19 protein-coding genes, 2 tRNA genes and 1 riboswitch are annotated in these 23920 nt (G+C 68.1%); of the genes, 15 read left to right on the forward strand and 6 right to left on the reverse strand.

Annotation, left to right across the window (positions count from 1 at the left end; translation table 11 throughout):
* The first annotated feature begins 2 nt into the window (after positions 1-2).
* The 8 genes from AC3WOE_RS08370 to AC3WOE_RS08405 are packed head-to-tail and all read left to right on the forward strand — an operon-like array spanning position 3 to position 7446.
* A complete protein-coding gene (locus AC3WOE_RS08370) occupies positions 3-1724 on the forward strand; it encodes a nitrite/sulfite reductase (protein ID WP_492689657.1) in 1722 nt (573 codons plus the stop codon).
* Positions 1721-2215 carry a DUF934 domain-containing protein gene (locus tag AC3WOE_RS08375; protein ID WP_492689658.1) on the forward strand — a complete coding sequence of 165 codons (495 nt, stop codon included), beginning with the start codon at positions 1721-1723 and terminating at the stop codon, positions 2213-2215. Before AC3WOE_RS08370 ends, AC3WOE_RS08375 begins: the two co-directional genes overlap by 4 nt.
* Positions 2212-2970 (forward strand): phosphoadenylyl-sulfate reductase, encoded by a 759-nt coding sequence (locus AC3WOE_RS08380; protein WP_492689660.1) that lies wholly within the window; start codon positions 2212-2214, stop codon positions 2968-2970. The genes AC3WOE_RS08375 and AC3WOE_RS08380 overlap by 4 nt, the downstream gene beginning before the upstream one ends.
* The gene (gene cysD / locus AC3WOE_RS08385) at positions 2967-3932 is read left to right on the forward strand and encodes a sulfate adenylyltransferase subunit CysD (RefSeq protein ID WP_492689661.1); all 966 of its coding nucleotides are present in this window, start codon (positions 2967-2969) and stop codon (positions 3930-3932) included. The genes AC3WOE_RS08380 and cysD overlap by 4 nt, the downstream gene beginning before the upstream one ends.
* Entirely contained in the window at positions 3932-5221 is a 1290-nt protein-coding gene (locus AC3WOE_RS08390) for a sulfate adenylyltransferase subunit 1 (protein ID WP_492689662.1), read from the forward strand. The genes cysD and AC3WOE_RS08390 overlap by 1 nt, the downstream gene beginning before the upstream one ends.
* The gene (cobA, locus tag AC3WOE_RS08395; protein WP_492689664.1) at positions 5221-6006 is read left to right on the forward strand and encodes a uroporphyrinogen-III C-methyltransferase; all 786 of its coding nucleotides are present in this window, start codon (positions 5221-5223) and stop codon (positions 6004-6006) included. The genes AC3WOE_RS08390 and cobA overlap by 1 nt, the downstream gene beginning before the upstream one ends.
* Before the next feature lie 2 nt (positions 6007-6008).
* Positions 6009-6332 carry a ferredoxin FdxA gene (gene fdxA / locus AC3WOE_RS08400; RefSeq protein WP_492689665.1) on the forward strand — a complete coding sequence of 108 codons (324 nt, stop codon included), beginning with the start codon at positions 6009-6011 and terminating at the stop codon, positions 6330-6332.
* Between the two features lie 25 nt (positions 6333-6357).
* Positions 6358-7446 carry an NAD(P)/FAD-dependent oxidoreductase gene (locus AC3WOE_RS08405; protein ID WP_492689666.1) on the forward strand — a complete coding sequence of 363 codons (1089 nt, stop codon included), beginning with the start codon at positions 6358-6360 and terminating at the stop codon, positions 7444-7446.
* A 12-nt stretch (positions 7447-7458) separates the two neighbouring features.
* Here the strand turns inward: AC3WOE_RS08405 and AC3WOE_RS08410 are convergent, their stop codons facing one another.
* Complete coding sequence (locus tag AC3WOE_RS08410; RefSeq protein ID WP_492689668.1) at positions 7459-8700, reverse strand: type II toxin-antitoxin system HipA family toxin; 1242 nt, start codon at positions 8698-8700, stop codon at positions 7459-7461.
* Positions 8684-9043: a helix-turn-helix domain-containing protein gene (locus AC3WOE_RS08415; RefSeq protein WP_492689669.1), complete on the reverse strand. Its 360-nt coding sequence runs from the start codon at positions 9041-9043 to the stop codon at positions 8684-8686. The genes AC3WOE_RS08410 and AC3WOE_RS08415 overlap by 17 nt, the downstream gene beginning before the upstream one ends.
* 36 nt (positions 9044-9079) lie before the next feature.
* Positions 9080-9181: riboswitch (TPP riboswitch) on the forward strand.
* A 69-nt stretch (positions 9182-9250) separates the two neighbouring features.
* Here AC3WOE_RS08415 and AC3WOE_RS08420 point away from each other — a divergent pair.
* The 4 genes from AC3WOE_RS08420 (at position 9251) to AC3WOE_RS08435 (ending at position 12020) form a co-directional block, all read left to right on the forward strand.
* Complete coding sequence (locus tag AC3WOE_RS08420; RefSeq protein ID WP_492689671.1) at positions 9251-11362, forward strand: TonB-dependent siderophore receptor; 2112 nt, start codon at positions 9251-9253, stop codon at positions 11360-11362.
* 36 nt (positions 11363-11398) lie between these two features.
* Positions 11399-11474 (forward strand) — tRNA-Asn (locus tag AC3WOE_RS08425).
* 68 nt (positions 11475-11542) lie between these two features.
* Positions 11543-11618: transfer RNA gene (locus AC3WOE_RS08430), tRNA-Asn, on the forward strand.
* 60 nt (positions 11619-11678) lie between these two features.
* Positions 11679-12020, forward strand: a complete 342-nt coding sequence (locus tag AC3WOE_RS08435; RefSeq protein WP_492689672.1) for a zinc ribbon domain-containing protein YjdM — start codon at positions 11679-11681, stop codon at positions 12018-12020.
* A 74-nt stretch (positions 12021-12094) separates the two neighbouring features.
* Here the strand turns inward: AC3WOE_RS08435 and AC3WOE_RS08440 are convergent, their stop codons facing one another.
* Positions 12095-14116 (reverse strand): hypothetical protein, encoded by a 2022-nt coding sequence (locus AC3WOE_RS08440; protein ID WP_492689674.1) that lies wholly within the window; start codon positions 14114-14116, stop codon positions 12095-12097.
* A 166-nt stretch (positions 14117-14282) separates the two neighbouring features.
* Positions 14283-17531, reverse strand: a complete 3249-nt coding sequence (locus AC3WOE_RS08445) for a di-heme oxidoredictase family protein (protein ID WP_492689676.1) — start codon at positions 17529-17531, stop codon at positions 14283-14285.
* A 155-nt stretch (positions 17532-17686) separates the two neighbouring features.
* Here AC3WOE_RS08445 and pdxR point away from each other — a divergent pair, with 155 nt between their 5' ends.
* Complete coding sequence (pdxR, locus tag AC3WOE_RS08450) at positions 17687-19147, forward strand: MocR-like pyridoxine biosynthesis transcription factor PdxR (RefSeq protein WP_492689677.1); 1461 nt, start codon at positions 17687-17689, stop codon at positions 19145-19147.
* A gap of 66 nt (positions 19148-19213) precedes the next feature.
* Complete coding sequence (locus AC3WOE_RS08455; RefSeq protein ID WP_492689678.1) at positions 19214-20614, forward strand: B12-binding domain-containing radical SAM protein; 1401 nt, start codon at positions 19214-19216, stop codon at positions 20612-20614.
* Here the strand turns inward: AC3WOE_RS08455 and AC3WOE_RS08460 are convergent.
* Positions 20604-21611, reverse strand: a complete 1008-nt coding sequence (locus AC3WOE_RS08460) for a phosphoenolpyruvate carboxykinase (ATP) (protein WP_492689680.1) — start codon at positions 21609-21611, stop codon at positions 20604-20606. The genes AC3WOE_RS08455 and AC3WOE_RS08460 overlap by 11 nt on opposite strands.
* 14 nt (positions 21612-21625) lie before the next feature.
* Between AC3WOE_RS08460 and AC3WOE_RS08465 the strand changes: the two genes are divergently transcribed.
* The gene (locus AC3WOE_RS08465; RefSeq protein ID WP_492689681.1) at positions 21626-22846 is read left to right on the forward strand and encodes a nucleotidyltransferase family protein; all 1221 of its coding nucleotides are present in this window, start codon (positions 21626-21628) and stop codon (positions 22844-22846) included.
* Here AC3WOE_RS08465 and AC3WOE_RS08470 read toward each other — a convergent pair.
* On the reverse strand, positions 22822-23913 hold the full coding sequence (locus AC3WOE_RS08470; protein ID WP_492689682.1) for a glycosyltransferase family 4 protein: 1092 nt from the start codon (positions 23911-23913) through the stop codon (positions 22822-22824). The two genes, AC3WOE_RS08465 and AC3WOE_RS08470, sit on opposite strands and share 25 nt — an antisense overlap.
* Between the last annotated feature and the right edge of the window lie 7 nt (positions 23914-23920).

A 23920-nucleotide genomic window follows, 5' to 3' on the forward strand; every position in this document is an offset into this window, starting at 1 on the left:
CCATGTATCGCTACACCGACTTCGACCGCCGCTTCGTCCACGCCCGCGCCGCCCAGTACCGCGACCAGCTCGAACGCCACCTGGCCGGCCAGCTCAGCACCGACGACTTCCGCGCCCTGCGCCTGCAGAACGGCTGGTACATCCAGCGCCATGCGCCCATGCTGCGCGTGGCCGTGCCGTATGGCGAGCTGTCCAGCCGCCAGCTGCGCCAGCTGGCCAAGATCGCCCGCGAGTACGACCGCCAGCCCGACGGCCCCTTTGCCGGCCAGGGCGGCTATGGCCACTTCACGACGCGCCAGAACCTGCAATACAACTGGATCCCGCTGAAGGACAGTGCCACGGTCATGGAGCTGCTGGCCGAGGTCGACATGCACGGCATCCAGACCAGCGGCAACTGCATCCGCAACATCACCAGCGACGCCTTCGTCGGCATCGCGCCGGATGAGGTCGTCGATGCGCGCCCCTATGCCGAGATCCTGCGCCAGTGGAGCACCCTGCACCCCGAGTTCGCCCACCTACCGCGCAAGTTCAAGATCGCCGTTTCAGGGGCCAAGGAAGACCGCGCGGCCATCGGCTGGCATGACATCGGCCTGCAGCTGAAGAAGAACGCGGCCGGCGACGTCGGCTTCCAGGTCTTCGTCGGTGGCGGCATGGGCCGCACGCCCATCCCGGGCGTCGAGATCAACGCCTTCGTGCCCTGGCAGCAGATCCTCGTCTACATCGAGGCCATCGTGCGCTGCTACAACCTCGCCGGCCGCCGCGACAACCTCTATAAGGCCCGCATCAAGATCCTCGTCAAGGCCGAGGGCCAGAAGTTCTTCGACGCCGTCAACGAGGAGTTCGCCCGCATCCTGGCCGACGACCCGGCCGGCCACGAGCAGATCATTCCCCAGGCCGAGCTAGACCGCGTGGCGGCGAGCTTTGTCGACCCGGACGGTGTCACGCCCGTTGCCGAGCCCGCGCTCGACAGCAGCGATCCGGCCTTCGCCCGATGGATGCAGCGCAACGTCGACGGCCACCGCGTCGCCGGCTACCGCGCTGTCACGCTCAGCCTCAAGCGCGTCGGCATCGCCCCTGGCGACACCAGCGCCGACGTGATGGACACGGCCGCGGCTCTCGCCGATCAGTTCAGCCATGGCGAGCTGCGCGTCTCCCACCGCCAAAACCTGGTGCTGCCCTGGGTCAAGGCTTCGGACCTGCCCGAGCTCTTCCAGGCCGCCCGCGCCGCCGGCTTCGCCACGCCCAACGCCCGCCTGCTGACCGACCAGATCGCCTGCCCCGGCGGCGACTTCTGCGCCCTGGCCAATGCCCGCTCGCTGCCACTGGCGGCCGAGATCGCCGAGCGCTACCAGGACCAGGACGAGCTGGAAGAGCTCGGCGAGATCGACCTGCACATCAGCGGCTGCATCAACTCCTGCGGCCACCACCACAGCGGCCACATCGGCATCCTCGGCGTCGACAAGGACGGCGCCGAGTGGTACCAGTTGACGCTGGGCGGCAGCGACGGCACGGTGCTGTCCGGCACGACGGTGGCCGGCAAGGTCATCGGCCCCAGCTTCGCCGCTGACGAGATCGCTGACGCTATCGACGCCGTCATCGAGACCTTCAAGCGCGAGCGTCAGGCCGGGGAGCACTTCGTCGACGCCGTGCGCCGTCTCGGCCTCGACCCGTTCAAGACCGCGGCCAATGCCGTCCGCGTGTCCACCGCAAAGGCTCCGGCATGAAGTTCATCAACGCCACCACCTGCACCTGGCATCACGCCGTCGGCGAAGACGGCCCCAAGCCCGATCCCGATCCGGCGCCCAACCGCCTGCTGACGCTGGAGCAATGGCATGCCGTCAAGGACCACTGGCCGCAAGACCTGAAGGTCGCCATCGAGTTCCCCAACGACGTCGACATCCGCGAGCTGGCGCCCGACCTGCACCGCATCGCCCTGGTCGTGCTCGAGTTCCCGAAGTGGACCGACGGCCGCGCCTACAGCCAGGCCCACCTGCTGCGCGTCCGTCTGAAGTTCCAGGGCGCCATCCGCGCCCGCGGCGAAGTGCTGGTGGACATGATGCAACTGCTGGCCCGCACCGGCTTCGACGAAGTCATCCTGCGCGGCGACCAGTCGCCCGCCTTCGCCCTGAAGGCACTGGATCTGTTCGAACCGGTCGGCTTCTACCAGGGCGACGTGGCCGAGACGCGGCCGTGGTTCCTCAGGAGCGCCGCATGAGCGAGGAAGTCAGCAGCCTGCCCTGGGCCGCTGCGCCTGCGGCTGGCAATGCGATTGGCCTCTACGCCAAGTGGACGCCGGCCCTGGACGCCAAGATCGAAGCCGCCCTGCAGCGCCTGCGCGACGCCAGCATCGAGCATGGCGACGGCCTGGTGCAGAGCAGCAGCCTGGGCGTGGAAGACATGGTCATCACCGACCTGATCGCCCGCACCCAACTGCCCATCGCCCTCTCGACGCTGGACACCGGCAAGCTCCACCCCGAGACCCTGGGCCTGATCCCGCAGATCAAGGCCCGCTATGGCTTCGAGGTCGAGGTCTTCAAGCCGGTCGCCGACGCCGTCATCCAGTTCGTCCGCAAGGAGGGCGAGGAGGCGATGTACAAGAGCATCGAGCTGCGCAAGGCCTGCTGCGGCCTGCGCAAGATGGAGCCGCTGGGCCGCATGCTGAAGGGCCGCTCGGCCTGGATCACCGGCCTGCGCCGCGAGCAGTCTGGCGCGCGGGGCGATGTTGCGTTTGATCAAGACGACGGCAACAACCGCCGCAAGATCAGCCCCATCGCCGACTGGACCTGGGCCGAGGTCTGGGCCTATGTAGAAAAATACGAGGTTCCGTACAACCCGCTGCATGACCAGTTCATGCCCTCGATCGGCTGCGCGCCCTGCACGCGTGCCATCGCGGTGGGTGAAGACTTCAGAGCCGGCCGCTGGTGGTGGGAAGACTCCACCAAGGAATGCGGACTGCACGCCAAATCATGAATGCTGCTGTGAAACCTGAACACCTGATCGCTGACGTGGACCACGCCCACCTGGACGCCCTGGAGGAAGAAGCCATCTTCATCCTGCGCGAGGTTGCGGCCAGCTTCGAGCGCCCCGCCCTGCTGTTCTCCGGCGGCAAGGACAGCTGCGTCGTGCTGCGCCTGGCCGAGAAGGCCTTCAAGATGAAGAACGCGGCCCACCCGAGTGGCTACTCGGGCCAGCTGCCCTTCCCCCTGGTGCACATCGACACCGGCCACAACTTCCCCGAGGTCATCACCTTTCGCGACCAGCGCGTGGCCGACATGGGCGAGCGCCTCGTCGTCGGCCATCTGGAAGACAGCATGGCCAAGGGCACCATCCGCCTGAGCCACCCGCTGGAAAGCCGCAACGGCCACCAGACGGTGACGCTGCTGGAGACCATCGAGGAGCACAAGTTCGACGCGCTCATCGGCGGCGCCCGCCGCGACGAGGAGAAGGCGCGCGCCAAGGAGCGCATCTTCAGCCACCGCGACAGCTTCGGCCAATGGCAGCCCAAGGAGCAGCGCCCCGAGCTGTGGACGCTGTTCAACACCCGCATCCGTCCGGGCGAACATTTCCGCTGCTTCCCCATCAGCAACTGGACCGAGCTGGACGTCTGGCTCTACATCGCCCGCGAGAACATCCCGCTGCCGCAGATGTACTACGCGCATGAGCGCCAGGTCATCCGCCGCAAGGGCCTGCTGGTGCCACTGACCGACGTGACGCCGCCTGAAGCAGGCGAGACCGTCGAGACCGCCACCGTGCGTTTTCGCACCGTCGGCGACATGACCTGCACCTGCCCGGTCGAGAGCCCTGCCGCCAACGCCAGCGAGGTCGTGGCCGAGACGCTGACCGTCACCGTCAGCGAACGCGGCGCCACTCGCATGGACGACCGCACCAGTGAAGCTTCCATGGAGAAGCGCAAGAAGGAAGGGTATTTCTGATGAAGGCGCTGCGATTCCTCACGGCGGGCTCCGTTGACGACGGCAAGTCCACGCTGATCGGCCGCCTGCTGTTCGACGGCCAGGCCATCCTCGCCGACCAGCTCGACACGCTGGAGCGCCGCGCCGCCGGCCGCCCCATCGACCTGAGCCTGTTGACCGACGGCCTGGAAGCCGAGCGCGAACAGGGCATCACCATCGACGTGGCCTACCGCTACTTCGCCACCAAGACGCGCAAGTTCATCATTGCCGACGCGCCGGGCCATGAGCAGTACACCCGCAACATGGTCACGGCCGCCGCCGGCTCCGATGCCGCCGTCGTGCTGGTGGACATCACCAAGCTGGACCTGACGCAAGACGAAGTGGTGCTGCTGCCGCAGACCCGCCGCCACTCGCTGCTGGCCCAGTTGCTGCGCGTGCCCAGCATCGTCTTCGCCATCAACAAGATCGATGCGCTGGACGACGCAGGTGCCGGCTTCGCCAAGGTCAAGACGGCGCTGGACAAGTTCGCCGCCGCCGCTGGCCTCAATGTGGCCGCCACCGTGCCCGTCAGCGCCCTGCGTGGCGACAACGTCACCCAGCCGCTGGACGCGCCCTGGTGGAACGGCGAGAGCCTGCTGCAGGTGCTGGAGCGCCTGCCCACGCTGAGCGAGCGCGCCGACGCGCCGCTGAGCCTGCCGGTGCAATACGTGCAGAAGAACGCCCACCAGTCCGAAGGCACGGGCTTCCAGCCGCGCGTGCTGTGGGGCCGCATCGCCCACGGCGCCGTGAAGGCCGGCGACACCATCGAGGTGCTGCCATCGAAGCAGACCGCCATCGTTTCTGAGGTGCGCATGGCCGGCGAGACCGTTGCCAGCGCCGAAGCTGGCGACTCGGCCGGCCTGGTGCTGGACCGTCAGTTGGACGTGAGCCGCGGCGACTGGATCGTCACGCCGGGCTCGGCGTCGCAGACCAAGACTTTCCCCGCGACCCTCGCCTGGCTGGACACCGAAGCCGCCAAGCCGGGCCGGAAATACTGGGTGCGCCATGGCAACCGCTGGGTGCAGGCGCGCATCTCGGCCATCGACTCGGTGCTGGACATCAACACACTGCAGCCCCGCGAAGCCCACGAACTGCCCGTCAACGCAATAGGCCGCGTGCAGATGGAAGTGCAGCACGAGCTGCCGGTCGAGCCCTTCAAGGACAACCGCGTCGGCGGCGCGCTGATCGTTGTCGACCCGGCCAGCCACCGCACCAGCGGCGCGCTGCTGGTGGACGTGCAAGCCGCCGCGCCGGCGGAAGAGGCCTGGTAATGGCCGGCTATGTGATCTTCGTCAGCGCCGGCCCGGGCGCCGCCGACCTGATCACGCTGCGTGGCGCGCGTGCGCTGTCGCAGGCCGACGTCGTGCTCGCCGACGCGCTGGCCGACCCGGCTCTGCGCGAGCTGGCACCAAATGCCCGCTGGATCTCGGTCGGCAAGCGCGGCTTCGAGCATTCGTCCAAGCAGACCGAAATCAACGCGCTGCTGGTCAAGGCGGCCCAGGAAAACGCCCTCGTCGTGCGCCTCAAGGGCGGTGACGCCAGCGTCTTCGGCCGCCTGGAAGAAGAGCTGATCGCCCTGGCCGAGGCCGGCATCGCCAGCGAAGTCGTCCCCGGCGTCACCGCCGCCCTCGCTGCCGCTGCCCAGGCCCAGCGCCCGCTGACCCGCCGAGGCCGTGGCCGCAGCGTCAGCCTAACGACGGCGATGACCGAAGCCGGGGAACTGCGCGCCGCGCGCTCGGCCGACACCGAAGTCTTCTACATGGCCGGCCGCCAGCTCGCCGCCCTCGGCCGCCAGTTGCTGGCCGCCGGCTGGGCGCCGGAAACCCCCGCCCTGGTCGTCAGCCGTGCCGGCTGTGCGGACGCCCTCACCAGCGAGCACGCCCTGGCCGACCTGGCCCGTGCCGCCCTGCTGCATCGCGGCCGCCCCACCGTCGTCACCGTGGGGACAGGCGCAAGTCTTGTCGGAGATCAGGATCAGGTGGGATCGGTCTCCAATAAAATCGCTGTTTCGCCCGAAATCCCCGTGACGAAGGCGCCCCTCACTGCCAAGAGCTGAACATGACCCACGTCGTCACCGAATCCTGCATCCGCTGCAAGTACACCGACTGCGTCGATGTCTGTCCGGTCGACTGCTTCCGCGAAGGCCCGAACTTCCTGACCATCGACCCCGACGAGTGCATCGACTGCGCCGTCTGCATTCCCGAATGCCCGGTCAACGCCATCCTGCCGGAAGAGGATGTGCCCGGCGATCAGGTCCACATGATCAAGATCAATGCCGACCTGGCCAAGAAGTGGCCCAGTATCACCAAGCGCAAGCCTGCGCTGCCTGACGCCGAAGAGTGGAAGGACAAGACGGGCAAGCTGTCTGAGTTGATCCGCTGAACCCGGCGCGCCAGCGCCGCCTCGCATGCAAGAACAAGCCTCCCCGCGCGCTGACGCCATCGAGACCGACGCCGTCATCGTCGGCGCCGGCCCGGTCGGCCTCTTCCAGGTCTTCGAACTCGGTCTGCTCGAGATCAAGGCCCACATCATCGACAGTCTGGCCTATCCCGGCGGCCAGTGCATCGAGCTGTATCCCGACAAGCCCATCTACGACATCCCGGCCGTGCCCATGTGCACCGGCAAGGAACTGACCGACAACCTGCTCAAGCAGATCGAGCCCTTCGGCGCGACCTTCCACCTGGGCCAGGAAGTCACCGGGGTGCAGAAGCTCGAGGATGGTCGCTTCCTGGTCGAGACCAGCAAGGGCACGCAGTTCCTCACCCGCACGGTCTTCATCGCTGGCGGCGTCGGCAGCTTCCAGCCGCGCACGCTGAAGGTCGAGGGCGTCGAGAAGTACGAGGGCAGCCAGGTCCACTACCGCGTCAGGAGCCCGGCCCAGTTCGCCGGCAAGAACCTCCTCATCATGGGCGGTGGCGATTCGGCCCTGGACTGGGCGCTGAATTTCTGCGCCGGCAATGCCGATGGCAACCTGCACAAGGCCGAGAGCGTCATCGTCGTTCACCGCCGCGATGGGTTCAGGGCGGCTCCCGCAAGCGTGGCCAAGATGCGCGAGCTCTGCGACGCCATGGAGATGCAGTTCATCGTCGGCCAGGCCACCGGCATCGATGAGCAGGATGGCCGGCTCACCGGCGTCAAGATCACCGGCAACGACGGCATCACCCGCGTCGTGCCCTGCGACGAAGTGCTGGCCTTCTTCGGCCTCAGCCCCAAGCTCGGCCCCATCGCCGAATGGGGACTGGCCCTGGAGCGCAAGCAGATCGTCGTCGACACCGAGAAGTTCGAGACCAGCGTGCCGGGCATTTTTGCCGTCGGCGATGTGAACACCTACCCGGGCAAGAAGAAGCTCATCCTCTCCGGCTTCCACGAGACGGCGCTGGCGGCCTTCGGCGCGGCGCCCTACGTCTTCCCGGACAAGCGCATCCACCTGCAGTACACGACGACCAGCCCCAAGCTGCACAAGGTGCTCGGCGTGGAGTCGCCGGTGTTCGACTGAGGCGAGCGGCCTTCACTGGCCGTAGGCCAGACCCGACTGCCAGACCTCCCGCATGCGCGACAGCAACTCGCGCGGCATGCGGTCGTCGGACTCCGCCTCCTTCAGCGCCTGCTGCATGCCCTGGGCCAGGCGGTGGAGCACGGCAGCCGGCGCCTTCACATTGCACACCTTGGTGCCGAACGCGAGCAGCTCCTGCGTCGTCGGGTAGGCCTTGCTCGTGTGCCTGCCGGCGAAGAGCTTCAGCGCCAGCGTGCGGTCCTCCAGTTCCGGGCCACCGGCGTACTGCGTGTAGCGATAGATGGCCGTCGTCACGACGTCGAACATGGGCGCCAACCAGATGTCGCCGGGCGACCGGTAAAGCAGGCCGAAGTTCTTCAGGTGCGCATCGCCGTTGCGCACCATGACGGAAAAGGCGACCTGCTCGAAGAAGCGGTCGAGGTTGGACTGAGGCAGCTGCAGTTGCTTCAGCAGCCCGGCGATGCGCTCGTAGCTGCCGTGGTATTTGCGGTCGGAGAGGGTGTCGCGCACGCGCTGACCAGACAGCGCGGCGATGTCTTCAAAGCCGAGGCGCTCGACCGTCCCGTCTGCCTGGGCAACCGTGTCGAAGCGCTCCAGCACCAGCATCTGGCCGTCATGCGACAGATCGAACACCGGCGTCTGGATGCCTGCGAGGTTCGCCGCCCGCAGGCACAGGAATTCATTGGCGGCCAAGCCGGGATAGGCCTCGCTTGCAGCCTTGACGATGAGCGTCGGAATGGGAACGGCAATTCGCACCTCCGGCACCATGATCTTGGGCTGCATGCCGGCGATGCCTGCGCCCGTGCTCAGATAGGCCGCCACCAGGTCGTCGAAGACTTGGGGCGAGTAGTTCGTGCCAAGCAGGCTTTCCTTGCTCAGTGGGACCGCCACCGGCGGCATGTCCGCACCGGGGATGCGGTAGCCCAGCCGCCCGATGCCGTTGTCGCCGACAAGGGCGAGCATGTGCATGGCCGTCGTCTGCTGCTTGGGGAAGAGCGCCCGGATGCGCATGAACAGATCGCCCTCGGGCAGGTTCTGATCCATGGGCGGAAACAGGTCGCCGTCGGCCCACGTGAGCCGGGCCGCCGCGGGCATCAGCAGCGCCACCGAAGCCTGATCGGGCGAAGCCTCCAGGTAGCGGAACTCGTAGGTCGAAGCCTTGAGCAACTGGCCCGCACCCAGGCGCGGGCCTATGGACACGTCGAGTTGCGCGATGCGCTCAGGCAGCATCGTCATCGTCCTTGTTGAAGGCGGCGGCCACCTCTTCCATGGTCGGCAGGCCAGCGGGCTCCAGTCGCATGACCAGGTTCAGGGCGCGCAGCAGGTCGAACAGCGACGACACGGAAGCCTCTTCGCCGTTCTCCAGCCGATAGATCACCTCGCGCACCCGCCCCGCCCGTTCAGCCGCCGCTTTCTTGCTCAGACCCAGATCTTCGCGCCGCTGCCGCAGCAGATCGCCAAGCTCAGCAGGGAGTCGAATATTGCCAGCCATGGCTTGCATTTTCTTCAAAATCCGTCGATTTGCAAGCCATGACTTGCACATCAACGCCACCGCCGGCTCCAGCAGAGAGAAGCACATCGCCTAGAATCCCGTCACGCGCCACCCCGTGTGGCGCGTCTTCGCTAGGGGTGTTGATGGCTTGGCGCCATCGACTGAGACAGTCCCTTTGAACCTGATTGAGGTAATCCTCGCGCAGGGAAGCAGCCGATCAGCCGGGCCTTCTTTCTCTCGTCTCCAGCGCCCGTTGCGTTCTCGCATGCCGACCTGCCATCGCTTTGCATTTCGATGGCAAACCTTTCCCTCTCCTCCATTGCGGCCGCCTCGGCGCTGCTCGCTGCCCATTTCGCTTCGGCTCAGACCCTGCCCCAGGTCAGCGTGACCGGCAAGGCCACCGAGGCCGCGCCCGGACTGTCCGGCTTCAGCGACCCGCCGGCCAGGCTGCCCATGCAGGCCATCAGCCTGTCGGCCGAGCGCCTGGCCGACAGCGGCATCAGCCAGCTCTCCGGCCTCACCAAGCTCGACGCCTCCGTCTCCGACAGCTACAACGCCGTCGGCTACTGGTCGCAGCTCAAGGTGCGCGGCTTCGACCTCGACAACCGCTTCAACCTGCGCCGCGACGGCCTGCCCGTCAACGGCGAGACCTCGCTGTCCCTGGCCAACAAGGCGAGCGTCGAGGTGCTGAAGGGCAGCTCCGGCATGCAGGCCGGCACCAGCGCACCGGCCGGCCTCGTCAACATGGTCGTCAAGCGCCCGCTGGCGGAAGACGCGACGACGCTGGTGCTGGGCGCCATCGAGCGCGGCACCGTGGAGGCCAGCGTCGATCACTCGCAACGTTTCGGCACCAATCGCGAATTCGGCCTGCGCATCAATGTCGCCGCGGCCCGCCTGGACCCGACGCTGCGCAACAGCAAGGGCAACTCGCGCACCGCCGCGCTGGCCGCCGACTGGCGCCTGAGCCCCGACACCCTCGTCGAGGCCGAGGTCGAGTTCAACCACCAGAGCCAGCCCAGCCAGGACGGCTTCAGCCTGCTCGGCAACACCCTGCCCGACGCGAAGCGCATCGATCCCAACATCAACCTCAACAACCAGCCCTGGACCCTGCCCGTCGTCTTCGACAACACGCACGCCTCGCTGCGCGTGCAGCAGAAGCTGGCCGGCGAATGGCGCGCCCAGGCGCATCTGGGCATCCAGCGCCTGCGCACCGACGATCGCAATGCCTTCGGCTTCGGCTGCTCCGCCGAGAACAACTACGCCAGCTATTGCTCGGACGGCAGCTTCGACCTCTACGACTACCGCAGCGAGAACGAGCACCGCGACACGACGTCCCTGGACGTCTCGGCCAGCGGCCCCGTGCAACTGGCCGGCATGCGCCATGACCTCACCGTCGGTGGACTGACGAGCCAGTTCAAGAGCCGCTTCCAGCGCCAGGCCTACAACTGGGCCGGCATCGGCAACATCGATGGGAGCGCCGTCACGGCCGCAGCCCCCGACCTGACCGACGAGAACACCAACCGCGACGAGCGCAGCAACGAGCTCTATCTGCGTGATCGCGTCGCCCTGGGTGCCGACACCAGCGCCTGGCTGGGCCTGCGCCACACCCGCCTGCACCGCGAGAGCGTGCGCACCGACGGCTCGCGCGCCACCGACTACAGCCAGGCTGTCACCACGCCGTGGCTGGCCCTCAGCCATGCCATCACGAGCGACTGGCTGGCCTATGCCAGCTGGGGCCAGGGCGTCGAAAGCGAAGTCACGCCCAACCGGCCGCGCTATGTCAATGCCGGCCAGGCCCTGCCCGCGCTGAAGAGCCGCCAGACCGAGATCGGCCTGAAGACGGGCAGCCAGCGGGTCGAGGGCTCGCTGACCGCCTTCGACATCCGCCGTCCGCTGTGGCGTGACATCGGCAGCTGCGATGTCGACCTCAGCTGCGAACACCGCGCCGACGGCTATGCCCGCCACCGCGGCATCGAGGCCAGCGCCGACCTGAAGTGGAGCGGCGGCGGCCTGTTCGCCAGCGCGACGAAACTCCGCGCCCGTCGTGAGGGCAGCAGCGACGTCAGCCTCAATGGCCTCGTGCCGCCCAATGTGCCGCAGACAACGCTCAAGGCCCAGCTGCGCCAGGATCTGCTGCCCGGCCTGCAGGCCCAGCTCGGCCTGCTGCATGAGGGCAGCCGCTTCGCCACGCCGGACAACAGCGTCCCGGTGCCGGCTTGGACCGTCGCCGACGTCGGCCTGCGCTATCTGCAGGGCGTGGGCAACCAGACCTGGATCTGGCGCGCCGGCATCGACAACCTGACCAACCGCCGTGCCTGGCGCGAGGCCCCCTGGCAGTTCGAACACAGCTATCTCTACCCCCTCGCGCCGCGGACTTTCCGCACGAGTCTCGAGGTCCGACTCTGAAGCCCTTGAAAAAACTGCTATAGTCACGGGCTCTGTTCCTCGATAGCTCAGTCGGTAGAGCGCCGGACTGTTAATCCGTAGGTCCCTGGTTCGAGCCCAGGTCGGGGAGCCACAGAACCCTCGTCGAAAGACGACAAGACGCACGTCGCAACCGCTTGACGTGCCGACATACAAATCCATTCCTCGATAGCTCAGTCGGTAGAGCGCCGGACTGTTAATCCGTAGGTCCCTGGTTCGAGCCCAGGTCGGGGAGCCAAATCAAAAGCCTCGTTGCGCATGCAGCGGGGCTTTTTTCTTGTCCAGCCGAGGCCCATCGATGAGCACCATGCCCGCCTGCCCCAACTGCCAGTCCAGCTACACCTACGAAGACGGTGCCCAGTTCGTCTGCCCCGAGTGCGGGCACGAATGGTCGGCCCAAGCCACGGCGCCGGCCTCCGAGGAGACGCGCGTGATCAAGGACGCCGTCGGCAACGTGCTGCAGGACGGCGACACGGTCACCGTCATCAAGGATCTGAAGATCAAGGGCTCGTCGCTGGTCGTCAAGGTCGGCACCAAGGTCAAGAACATTCGCCTGACCGACGGCGACCACGACATCGACTGCAAGATCGATGGCATCGGCGCGATGGGGCTGAAGTCGGAGTTCGTGAAGAAGGCCTGAGCGCCGGCCACACCGGCCGACGCTCCATCACCGGCTCTCAGCCGAACCCGCCATGGGCCTGAGGCCGGCTCCCGCTACAGCCGGTAGCAGGACCAGTTGCCGATCGGGTCGGTGGATTGGCCCGCGAAGGTGGAGGCCGTATACGTCCCGGTCAGCGTGGCGCGCGCGGCGGCATCGATCGCGATCAGGCCGTACCAGTGGGCCTTGTAGTTGGAGCCGATGAGGATCTCCAGAACGCCCGTGGTTTCGTTCAGCGTCCCGAAGGACAGCAGCCCCGGCCGCAGGATCTGACCGTCGGCGATGTTGAAGTAGCCGGCGGGAATATCGGTGCAGATGTACTTGCCGTCGTAGGCATGGGTCGATGCACCGACGGTCACGTCAAATTTCACCGAGGTCCCGTCAGGCAATGTGGCCGTGACGTATTGCGGTCCCGTGGCATGGAAGTAGATCTCATACGGCGTTGCAGGGTCGCCCGTGACCGGGACGTAGACCTGTGCAGTGCCGTCGGCCATGGTGCTGACAGCGATCGGGTTGGCCGCGTAATAGCCGCTTGAAGCCTGGAACGTCACCACGGCGTTGACCACCGGCTGGTTGAGCCTGTCGGTGACCAAGACCTTGGGGATGACCGGCAAGGCCTGGTGCTGAACGACGTTCTGCTGATCGCCACTGACTTTGGTGATGGCGGCTGCACCGGCCGCATAGCAGGCGATCGACACCGCACCCGAGGACAGGCCCACGGTGCCCGTCCCGTTGGTGACCGCGCAAATCTGCCCGGCAGGCTGGGTCTGCACGACGATGGTGAACGCCGCGCCGTTGGCCAGGGTGGAGGCGAAGGAGAAGCTGCTGCCACCCGCGGCCACCGCGAGGGTCTCGGACGAATTGAGTTGCAGCACCAGTCCGCTGCCTTGCAAGCCGTTGACCGTGCCGCCCAGCGCCTTGCTGGCCACGTGCCAGGTGGCCGTGGAAGAGCCCACGGACAGCGTCGACGTATGCGTGAGGCCAAACCCGAGGGCCGTGACGCGGATGGCGAGGGTGTCGCCGTTCTGGACGATGGTGCGCTTGCCGTCGACGACGGCGTTGTTCTTGATGAGGATCGAGTCGGCGTCGACGGCAGCCGCGGCCGAGGTGCCGGCGCCCAGGCCGGCAACGGTGATGGCATTGCTCGTCACGATCGCGCCAGGCGCCGTGCCGGCCACGTCGGTGAACACCAGGCCGGTCACGGGCGACAGCCGCTGCGGCAGCACGCCCGAGCCGCTGGCGTCTATCCATTCCTCGAACTTCGGCGCCACGATCGTTGTGGACTGGCTCGCGTAGTAGGTCTCCAGGTTGGAGCGCACCGACGCGACATTGATTTCCGTCTGGGCCAGCTTGCGTGCCGCCACGAGGGCCGGGCTGGTGACGGAGCCGCCGCTGCCGATCTGCGCCGCCAGGGTGTTGACGAGATTGGACAGTTCCGCGGCCTGGGTGCTGCCGTTGGTCCTCGCGGTGTCCGCGGCCATCTGGGCCAGCGTGGCGGAAACCGCCAGCAACACCGAATCGGCATCCTTGTTGCCATCGATGCGCATGGCGTCCAGCGTCGTCAGGCCAGTGACCTTCGAAGCATCGATGCCAAAGGCCGACAGCACCTCGTTCTGGGACTGGGTGTAGGCCGCGCTGAAGCTGGCGCCCTGGTTCATCAGCGTCTTGAGCCTGGGCGCCTGCAGCGACGTCAGCACGTTGACCGTGGGCGTCGCCATGACGCTGAGGTCGACCGTCGCCTGCAGATTGATCACCGAGGTCGACAGGCGGCCGGTGATCTCGTCCACGTAGTAGCCATTGGCCTGGATGTCGACCAGCTTGGTGCCCAGCTTGGACGAGAAGCTGAAGTTGCCCAGGCTGTCGGAGGTCTGGGCCTGGTAGGACTTTCCGGTGGCGCTCAGATTGGCGTTCAACTCGTTCGCCTGCACCTGGGAGCCGATCGCGAACGGACCCTTCTGTGCCTTGCCGATGAGCGAATAGCTGGGGGACTCGACCGGCGGCTCGCCGCCTCCCGAGGAGCCGCCACCACCGCATGCCGTCAGCAGTGCCAGCAGGCACCAAGCAAGTCGCCTTGTCATTCTTCAGCCCCCTGGATCAGTCAGCGGTAGTCCCCTGACGGCCGCCGGATGCCAACCATAACGGCTTCAGAAGCGGGAAGCATCCCTAGAAACTGGAAGTGCGCTGTCATTCCCCCCAACGAGGACGCCGGGCATGGCCAGGCATTTCGAGTTCAGGCGCCGAGCGTCAGAGCGACTTCAGGAACGCCAGCACCGCATCCCGATCCGCCTTGTTCATCGCCTCGAACCGCTGCCGCGACTTCTCCCCTTCCCCGGCGTGCCACATGATGGCCTCGGTCAGGTTGCGGGCGCGGCCGTCGTGCAGATAGCCGACCTTGGCACTGTTGCCCATGACCTTGTCGGTGTAGCCGATGCCCCAGAGCGGCGCGGTGCGCCACAGGCCGCCCTTGGCCTGGCCTTCGACATAGTTGTCGGCCAGGCCCGTGCCCATGTCGTGCAACAGCAGGTCGCTGTAGGGCTTGATGGTCTGGTTGCGCAGTTCAGCCAGCAGATGGCCCGGGCCGGTCTTCAGCGTCGTCGTGTGGCAGGCCGTGCAGCGGGCCTGGTCGAACAGGCGGTTGCCATTGGCCACCTGCAGCGTGTCCACACGATGCTCGTCCAGCGGCGCCACACCCTTGGGGAAGCCGCTGGCCAGGCTGCGCTGGGCCGGCACGGCCAGCAGGGCCAGATAGCGCGACACCTGCTGCAGATCGGCCTCGGAGATGCCGGGTTGCGCCGTGCCTGAAGCGCAGGCGGCCGGGCCGTTGTTGCACGCACGGCTCGGGTAGACCGGCGAGGTGACGGCCATGTCCTGCAGCAGGGCGGCGGCGGCCTGGTGGCGCAGCGAGACCTTGGACGCCTTCCAGCCGAAGCGGCCCAGGCGCACGGCGCCGGTCTCGGGGTCGAAGACATAGTTGGGCACACCCTTGACGCCGTCGGCATCGGGCGTGGCACGCGCCAGGGCCAGGATGTCGGCCTCGGGCACGGCTTCGAGCAGGCCGGTGCCGATCATGGGTTGGGCGGCGCGCAGCGAGAAGATAGCCGGCACCGGGCCATCGAAGGCGAGCTGCGGCTTGCGCAGTTCCACCGTCGTGCCGTCGGCCAGCTTCACGCTGCGGGTCTCGAAGCCGGCCACGCGCACGCCATTGCCCCAGTCCTGCGGCGCGCCGGTGGGCGACTGCGCATTCATCTGGATGGCAGCACCGTAGCGCGAGTGCGGCACCTGCTGGCCATTGGCGTCCAGCATGGCGGCGCGCACCGACATCATGTCAAGCCGCTGGTTCACGGCCATCGGTGCCGGGCTGCGGCCATTGTTGGTGTGGCAGGCGATACAGGCCGACTGATTGAAGCGCGTACCCTGCAGACCCACTGCGCCCAAGTAGCGGTCGTTGCCGGGCTCGTTGTGGTCACCCGTGGTGAAGTTGGTGTGCACAAGGCGGCGGCCTTCGACGAAGCGCTGGATGTTCTGCATGCCGGCGTGGTTGTGCGGCTGCTGGAACATGAAGAGGCCGTTGTCGGAGTAGTTGTACGACACCGAGCCGTCACCCCCCGACAGCGTCGCCACCGGCAGCGGCGCGTTCATCAGCCGCGGCTGCACGCCATAGGACGGGCGCAGGCCCACGCCGACCACATAGGTCCACTCGCCGGCGTAGTAGCGGATGCCGCCGTTGTCGCCGATGGCCTGCATGACCTGGGTCGTCGAGAAGAAGGATGGCGAGACCTCGATGACGTCGCCCACCAGCAGCGGCCGCGCGGGCACGTCCTTGCCGTTGGGGAAGCCGTCGGCGCCGAGGTCGCCGTGGCCCGGGTACTCCTTCACCGTCAGGCTGCAGCCGTTGTTCAGCACAGTGGTGGGATTAAGCAGCCTGCCGTTGGGCGGGTAGGCCACCGGCGGGCAGATGGTGATGTTCTGGTCGGCCAATTGGCCGGGGTTCATCCAGCCATAGCCGGTGACGCCGGGTCGGTCGAAGGCACGGAACCAGGCCACACCGCCGGGCAGTTGCTGCTGGGTGAAGTATTGGTTGACGCGCAGCGTCGGCTTGGTCACGCCGGCCACGCGGCTGTTGTCGACGATCTCGAACCCCCAGGTGCGGTTCTTGAAGTACTGGGGTACGAAGGTGAGGAAGTTGCCCGGGCCCTTGTCGACCGGATTGCCCAGGGCGTCGACGGTGTCGTTGGGGCCGTAGCCGATCTCGTTCCAATCCTCGCCACGCTCGCGGCCATGGCGGGCCAGGCCGCGCACGCCGAAGCGCGTGACCAGGGTGCCGTCGGGCAGCGTGAACTGCAGCGACTCCAGCGGCTCGGCGCTGGTCGGCAGCGGCACCATGCCGGTGCCGCTGGCCGGGAACTTGATGGCCGAGGTGGCGACGTCGGCGATGGTGTTGTCACTGCCCGGCGACTTGAACTCGACCTCGAACAGCGAGTAGCCGTATTGCGTTGCGCGCGCGACGCCCTGCAGGCGGATGTAGCGCGCATTGGCATTCAGGTTGAAGAACTCCTCGGTGCCGCCACGGCCGTTGCTGACGTTGCGCAGTTCGGTCCAGTTCTGGCCGTCGTCGGAGACACGCAGCGAATAGGCCTTGCCGTAGGCGTTCTCCCAGACCAGCTTCATGTAGCCGACCGGCGTCTTGGCGCCGAAGTCGAACTGGATCCAGGCGCCGTCCTCGAAGGTGCTGGCCCAGCGCGTGCCGGGCTTGCCGTCGATGGCCTGCAGGGCGTTGTTGCCCTGGTTTTCGACAGCGGACGACGTGGCCGTCACCGGCTTGACGGCGACACCCGGCTGACCCGGATTCGGCGCGGGGGCCGGTGCTGGCGCCGGGCTGGGAGCAGGCGCCGGTGCGGGAGCCGGCGACGGTGCCGGCGCGGGCGCGACGCCCGAGAAGGCCTGGATCTCGAAGATGGAATAGCCATAGCCCGAAGAACGCTGGATGCCCTTCATGCGCAGATAGCGGCCTTGGGCCGACAGGCCGGTCCAGTCCTCGCTGCCGCCCTGGCTGTTGGGCACGGACTTGATCGTCGTCCAGTTGCTGCCGTCGCTGGACACCTGCAGCTCGTACTGGTTGGCGTGGGCGCGCTCCCAGTCGATGTGCACGCGGTTGATGGTCACCGTGCGGCCGTAGTCCAGCACCAGGAACTGGTCGTCGCTGAAACCGCTGCTCCAGCGCGAGTTGTCGTCATGGTCGATGGCCTTGGCCGGGCCGAGGTCGGCGCGCTCGGAGGCGCTGGCTGTCGCATTGACCGGCGTCAGCGCGGCTTCGCTCTCACCCGCGCTTGCAGCAAGCGCGCGCGCCGTCGGGCCGGCTGCTTCGCTGTTCTGCGCCGCGGGCTGGGCCATGTCGCCCGAGCCACCGGAACCGCCGCCGCAGGCCGAGACCAGCAGGCTGACCGCGAACGGCAGGCCGAGGCTTGAAAGATTGCGTAAACCTTGTGGCTTCATTGATCCCTCTTCATCGTGCGTGAGATGACCCGCCTAAGATGACATCGACGTCATCGCCGGCCGAACGGTCCGTGAATGGCGCGCATGCTGCCCAGCCGGCCGTGAGCGGTCGCGGGCCAATTCAGCTGTCACACACCAAACCAATTCGAGTCCGCTTGCGTCGCGCCGCTGAACATTCCCTGGTCCTCGGCCCTCGCCCGGTCGGCGTCACGCTGCAGCAATGGCTGCATGCCGCCCTTTGTGAAGCGATACGCGACGGCCGCCTGGCACCGGGCAGCCGCCTGCCCACCAGCCGCAGCCTGGCCCGCGACCACGGCCTCTCGCGGTCCACCGTCACCGCCGTCTTTGAGCGACTTCTTGCTGACGGTTACATCTCAGCCCATGTGGGGCGCGGCAGCTTTGTCGCGCCGCAAAGTCCCACGGCGTCTGCACCAGAAGCGGGCCCCAGCCTTGCGCCAGCGTTGTCACGCCGCGGCCGCCAGATGAGCGAGGCGGGCGCTGGCGTGATGAGCCGCAACGGCCCCCTGCCCCGCACCTTCGAGGCCGACCGCGTCGATGCCACCCTCTTCCCCGCCGCCGTCTGGTCCAAGCTTGCGGCCAAGCGCGTGCGCTGGTACGAGGGCCGCATCCTCCAGGGCGTCGAATGGCAAGGCCTGGCCCCGCTGCGCGAGCTGCTGGCCCAGCAACTGCTGCTGACCCGCGGCATCCGCTGCGACGCCGACCAGATCGTCATCGTGCCCGGCACCCGCCTGGCCCTGGACCTGCTGGCCCGCCTACTGCTCAACCCTGGCGAGGAAGCCTGGGTGGAAGACCCCGGCTCGCCCGCCGTGCAGGCCCTGCTGACGGCGGCCGGCGCGCGTGTGGTTCCTGTCCCGGTAGATGAAGAAGGTCTCGACGTCGACGCCGCGCTGCGCACCGCGCCGCGCGCGCGCCTGACCTACGCCACGGCCGCCGCCCAGATGCCGCTGGGCCACCCCATGTCGACCGCGCGCCGCCAGGCCCTGCTCGCCTGGGCGCGCGCCAGCTGCGCCTATGTCATCGACGATGACCGCGACGGCGACTTCGTGTTCGACGGCAGCAGTGTCAGCGCGCTGAAGGCTGACGACGAAGGCGACTGCGTCATCCACCTCGGCAGCCTGGCCTTCAGCCTGGCGCCCTGCCTGCGCCTGGCCTATCTGGTGCTGCCGCGCCGCCTCGTCGAGCCGGTCTGCACGACCCTGGCCCTGACCCAGTCCCAGCCCGCGCTGCTGGACCAGGCGGTGCTGCACGACTTCATTGCCGATGGCCACTGGGCCCGGCATCTGCGCGCGCTGCGCAGCGTCTATGGCGCCCGCGCCGATGCCCTGCGCCATGGGCTGGACAAGCATTTCGGTCGCTGGCTGCAGCTCGCTCCCGCGCGTCGCGGCCTGAACCTGACCGCCTGGCTGCCCGTCTCGGTGCGCGATGCCGACATGGCCGGCCGTGCCGCGGCCGCTGGTGTGACGGTGGCGCCGCTGACAGCTTACCGCCTGCAGCATCCGTCGCCGGCCGGCCTGCGCTTCGGCTTCGCGGCCTTCTCCGAGGTCAGCATCCGCGGCGGCGTGCAGAAGCTGGCCGCGGCGCTGGAACGTTCCTAGGGATAGTCCTTGAACCTGCCGGCCTCGAGCCGGCACCCACGCTGAACTCCAACTCGAGGAGAAGGCGTGCTCTCCATCCTGGTCGGCCACAGCTTCTTTCTGCGCTTCGACGCCAAACAGTTCGACCGCGCCAAGCCCTATCCCCCACTCGCGACCCTGCAGGTCGCCGAACTGCTGCGCCGCCAGGGCCATCAGGTCGCCCTCTTCGACGCCATGCTGGCGGCCGGCACCCAGGACTTCGACCGCCAGCTCGCCGCCGTGCAGCCGCGCGTCGTGCTGCTTTACGAGGACAACTACAACTACCTCAGCAAGATGTGCCTGGCCAAGATGCGCGAGGCCGCCTGCGCCATGATCGCCAGCGCACGGCGTTCTGGTGCTCGGGTCATCGTGGCAGGCTCGGATGCCAGCGACGCACCGGACATCTATCTGCGCGCCGGCGCCGATGTGGCCCTGCGCGGCGAAGGCCTGGACGCGCTGCCCGCGCTGCTGCGCCGCCTCGAAGCCCAGCCCGGCTTGCCCGGCAATGAACTCCTCGCCGGCCTGGACCAGCCCGTCACGCTGCAGCCGCGCGGTGATCACGCCGAGCTGGAGGCCCCCGCCGCCTGGGATCTCGTCGACACCGAACGCTACCGCTCGATGTGGACCGCCGCCCACGGCTACTTCAGCCTCAATATGGCGGCGTCCAAAGGCTGCTCCTTCCGCTGCGCCTGGTGCGCCAAGCCCATCTGGGGTCAGCGCTACCAGCAGCGCGGCGCCGCGGCCGTGGCGGCCGAGATGGCCGAGCTCAAGGCCCGCTTCGCGCCCGACCATGTCTGGTTCGCCGACGACATCTTCGGCTTTCGCGCCGACTGGGTACAGCGCTTCGCCGCCGAACTCGACGCCCGCGGCGGCGGCCTGCCCTTCACCATCCAGACCCGCGCCGACCTCGTCAGCGAGGCCATGGCCCGGGCCCTCGCCGATGCCGGCTGCCGCGAGGCCTGGATCGGCGCCGAGAGCGGCAGCCAGCAGGTGCTGGACGCCATGAACAAGGGCACGACGGTCGAGGAAATCCACCAGGCCCGAGAGCGCCTGCAGGCCGTCGGCGTGCGCGTGGGCTTCTTCATCCAGCTCGGCTATCTCGGTGAAGGCCTGGACGACCTGCTGCAGACCCGCCGGCTCATCGAGGAGGCCCGGCCCGACGACATCGGTGTCAGCGTCTCCTACCCGCTGCCGGGCACGCGCTTCCACGAGCAGGTCAAGGCCCAGCTCGGCGCCAAGACGCATTGGGACGACAGCGGCGACCTGGCCATGATGTTCCGCGGCACTTTCGGCAGCGAGGTCTACCGCGCCGTGCGCGACCTGCTGCACGCCCAGGTCGATCTCGGCCGCCTCGACACAAGCGCGCGCCGCCGCGCCGGCGACGAGCTGAAGCAGCGCTGGACCCAGCTCATCGCCAACCTGAGCCCCGCTCCCGCCCTCACGTCATGAACAAGCCCTTCAGCGCCAGCGCGCCGACCGTCGGGTGGCTGCCGCGGCGCAGCTCCCAGCCATGAAGCGCGCCGCAGGCTTCGATGAAAGTCGACCAGCCTGGCTGGCCGGCGGCATAGGGCTGGCTGACGTGCAGGCGTTCGATCAGCTCGTCCGCATTCAGGGGGCGCAGCAGTTCTTCATCGGATGCAGTCTCCGAAGAGGCGAAGACGAGATGTTCGAGACGCAGCGGCTCGGTCGCCAAGGGCGCCCAGCCGCCACGCAAATCGAGCTCGTGCTTCTCGACACCACTGCGGCGGCGGATCACGGGCGCCCTGGCGATGCGCTCCCGCAGCGTCGCGTCGGCTATCCAGCGCAGCGCGTCGAAGCGCAGATGCAGATAGTTGGCGACGCCGGTGGCTTGCAGCGTCAGCGGGTCGACAAAGCTGGCGTCCTCGGTCAGGAAATCCAGCCCCTGTGCCATCGCATGCAGGGCCAGCGTCGACTTGCCGGCGCCGCTCGCGCCCACCAGCAAGGCGCCCATGCCCCGGCTGCCGACACAGCCCGCATGCAGAGGCACCAGGCGACGGGTGCGGCAGGCCAGGGTGTAGGCCGCGAACTCGATGAGCTCGTAGCGCAGGTGGTAGGGAAAGCGCAGCAATACGCGCGAGACCTGCACGAGTGCGCGACCGGCCTCGACGTTCACGAGGGCGAGGTTGTCCGCATCCATGGCCGCGCCGAGCAGGCCGGCGCCGCCCAGCATGCGTGCCACGGGGGGCTCTTCACCGAAGCTGCCGTCGCCGTCCACCAGCCCCAGCTCGATGCGCAGCGCCGGACCATCCGTTTGAGGCAGGCCCAGATAGGCCTCGTCGGCCAGCGCCAGCAGTGCTTCGCTGTCGCTACGGAACTCGACACGAGTGCCCAGCAGGCTGTGGTTGCGGCTCAGCGCCAGCGGCGCGCGCTCGCCAAAGGGGTCAGCGATCTGCCGGGGATCGGCCTGCCAGGTCGTGGTGGTCATGAAAGCCTGTTCAAGTGAGTGAGACGGCCCTGCCCAAGGCCGCAGTGTTGCAAGCTGCACTGAGGTCGACGACGGACCGGCTGGCCGCCGAGCTGGCCAGTCCCTTGCCCATCGCACCGGCCTGGAACGAGTTCGAATGGCGAGCCGCCATGGCCGTGTCCGTCATGCACGGCATCAGCGGCCTGCTTGCCCGTCGACTGCTCTGGGCCGGGCCGCCGCACTGGCAGGCCTTCCTGGCCGAGCAGGCCGAGCAAGGTCGCCGGCGCGAGGCCCGGGTGCGCGAATTGCTGCAGCGTCTGCATGGCGCGGCCGGCATGCCCTTGCTGGGCCTCAAGGGCTCGGCGCTGCTGGCCCTCGACGTCTATGCGCCGGGCGGGCGGCCGATGAGCGACATCGACCTGCTGGCTCGTGCCGAGGACATGGAGGCGGCCGACAAGCTCATCACCAGCCTGGGCTACGGGCCGGGCACATCCAAGCACCGCCATATCGCCTACGAGCCTCTGCAGCAGCCCGCCGACCGCGCCTTTGGCGAGCACGAAGACAACCCGATCAAGATCGAGCTGCACCAGGCCATTGCCGAACCGCTGCCGCTGCGCCAGATCGACATCACGGCCGGCCTGATGGCGGCTGATGCCGGCCCGGGCCTGACTCCCTATGCCAGCCCGGCCGCGCTGATGCGCCACCTGCTGCTGCACACGGCCGGCAATCTCTGCAGCCGCAGCGTCAGGCTGATCCAGCTGCATGACATCGTGGCCCTGGGTTCGCGACTGAGCGCGACCGACTGGGCGCAGGCTCTTGCGCCCGCCTCCGATGGTCACCCCGCCTGGTGGGCCGTGCCGCCGCTGCGGCTGGCGCAGCGACTCTTCCCCGGTCAACTCCCCGCCATCCCGGCCGCAGTGCTGGCTGCCTGCCCACGCAAGCTGAGCCGCGCCAGTGCCAGCCAGGGCTTGGCCGATCTGTCGCTGTCCCATCTCGGCATTCCGCTGCTGCCCGGCATCGCCTGGACACGCGGCCCCGCCGAAATGCTGGGCCTGGCCTGGCAGCGCCTGCACCCCGAGGAGCAGGCCGTCACCGCCCAGATCGTCCAGCGTCAGCACTCGTTGGCCAGCTCGGCCTGGACGCGCCGCTCGCCCTGGCTCAAGGCATTGAGCTTTCTGCTGGGTGCGCCACCGCGGGCGCAGACGCTGTATTCCTTGCATCGCGCCCTCGCCTACCGTCCGACGAGTTCGGCATGAAGCTGCTCGAACTGCGCACAACTGAAATCCGCGTCCTCGGCCAGGGCGAGACGCTGGCCCTCGCGCGCCATTTGCAGCCGCAGCGCCTCGTCGCCTTCCAGCCGGGCGATCAGGTTCGCCAGACCCGCGGCATCGCCGGGCTGGACAACCAGGGCCGCGCGCGGTGCCCACTCGGTCAGATGCCCGACCGCCGTGCCGACGCTGGGCACGCCCAGCACGGCCGCCTCCAGTACGGCCAGCGGGCCGGCCTCATGGCGCGAGGTGATGACATGCAGATGAGCGCGGGCCAGCAGGGGCTGCAGCTCGGTCTGGGTCTTGAACCCGTGGAAGCGCACGCGCTCGCCGACACCCAGCCGTTCGGCCAGGGCCTGCACTGCGCCATGCAGCGTGTCCTCGCCGACGAGATCGAGTTCGGCCGTCGCAACCCGTGCAAGAGCTTCCAACAAACAGGCCTGGTCCTTGACGCGGTTGAGGCTGGCAACCTGGATGAGACGCAGCGGCTCATTCGACTCGCGGCGGCACGGCTCGCGCGCCGGCCAGGCCTGAAGGTCGACACCCAGCGGCAGGCGCTGCCCCGCGCAGCCCAGCGCGGCCAGTTGATCGAGCACGGGACGGCTGGCCGCCGTCAGCGCATCGGCGCCGCGCAATACCAGGCCTTCACGCAAACGCCCACGCCAGCCCTGTCGGCCGCCATAGCCGATGTCGTGCAGGGCCACCAGTTCGCCCCCCGCCACATGCACAGCACTGCGCAGGCCCAGCCACTTCGCCGCCGCCACGGCCACCACGCCGCAGCCGCCCGACCAGATGGACTGAATCAGGTCGAAGCGACCGCGGCCATGCTCGCGCACGATGGCGCGCACGGCGCGTGGCACGGTCGCACGGCCGCCGATGTTGTGCACGCGCGCCCCGCACAGCCACCACTCGCCAGGCTCGGTCTCCTGCCGCAGCGCGAACACATGCACCTCATGCCGCGCGGCCAGGCGCTTGAGCAGGGCCAGCAGGGCCGGCACCACCTTCACCTCGCCCGAACGGTCCACGCCGCCGGGCACGACGACCGCGATCTTCATCAAACCA

The organism is Roseateles sp. FW305-36, from assembly GCF_058787015.1.

Excerpts from the sequence above, each read along its gene's own strand:
- AC3WOE_RS08370 (WP_492689657.1), top strand. The coding sequence starts at position 3 with ATGTATCGCTACACCGACTTCGACCGCCGCTTCGTCCACGCCCGCGCC.
- AC3WOE_RS08375 (WP_492689658.1), top strand. The coding sequence starts at position 1,721 with ATGAAGTTCATCAACGCCACCACCTGCACCTGGCATCACGCCGTCGGC.
- AC3WOE_RS08380 (WP_492689660.1), top strand. The coding sequence starts at position 2,212 with ATGAGCGAGGAAGTCAGCAGCCTGCCCTGGGCCGCTGCGCCTGCGGCT.
- cysD (WP_492689661.1), top strand. The coding sequence starts at position 2,967 with ATGAATGCTGCTGTGAAACCTGAACACCTGATCGCTGACGTGGACCAC.
- AC3WOE_RS08390 (WP_492689662.1), top strand. The coding sequence starts at position 3,932 with ATGAAGGCGCTGCGATTCCTCACGGCGGGCTCCGTTGACGACGGCAAG.
- cobA (WP_492689664.1), top strand. The coding sequence starts at position 5,221 with ATGGCCGGCTATGTGATCTTCGTCAGCGCCGGCCCGGGCGCCGCCGAC.
- fdxA (WP_492689665.1), top strand. The coding sequence starts at position 6,009 with ATGACCCACGTCGTCACCGAATCCTGCATCCGCTGCAAGTACACCGAC.
- AC3WOE_RS08405 (WP_492689666.1), top strand. The coding sequence starts at position 6,358 with ATGCAAGAACAAGCCTCCCCGCGCGCTGACGCCATCGAGACCGACGCC.
- AC3WOE_RS08410 (WP_492689668.1), bottom strand. The coding sequence starts at position 8,700 with ATGACGATGCTGCCTGAGCGCATCGCGCAACTCGACGTGTCCATAGGC.
- AC3WOE_RS08415 (WP_492689669.1), bottom strand. The coding sequence starts at position 9,043 with ATGTGCTTCTCTCTGCTGGAGCCGGCGGTGGCGTTGATGTGCAAGTCA.
- AC3WOE_RS08420 (WP_492689671.1), top strand. The coding sequence starts at position 9,251 with ATGGCAAACCTTTCCCTCTCCTCCATTGCGGCCGCCTCGGCGCTGCTC.
- AC3WOE_RS08435 (WP_492689672.1), top strand. The coding sequence starts at position 11,679 with ATGAGCACCATGCCCGCCTGCCCCAACTGCCAGTCCAGCTACACCTAC.
- AC3WOE_RS08440 (WP_492689674.1), bottom strand. The coding sequence starts at position 14,116 with ATGACAAGGCGACTTGCTTGGTGCCTGCTGGCACTGCTGACGGCATGC.
- AC3WOE_RS08445 (WP_492689676.1), bottom strand. The coding sequence starts at position 17,531 with ATGAAGCCACAAGGTTTACGCAATCTTTCAAGCCTCGGCCTGCCGTTC.
- AC3WOE_RS08460 (WP_492689680.1), bottom strand. The coding sequence starts at position 21,611 with ATGACCACCACGACCTGGCAGGCCGATCCCCGGCAGATCGCTGACCCC.
- AC3WOE_RS08470 (WP_492689682.1), bottom strand. The coding sequence starts at position 23,913 with ATGAAGATCGCGGTCGTCGTGCCCGGCGGCGTGGACCGTTCGGGCGAG.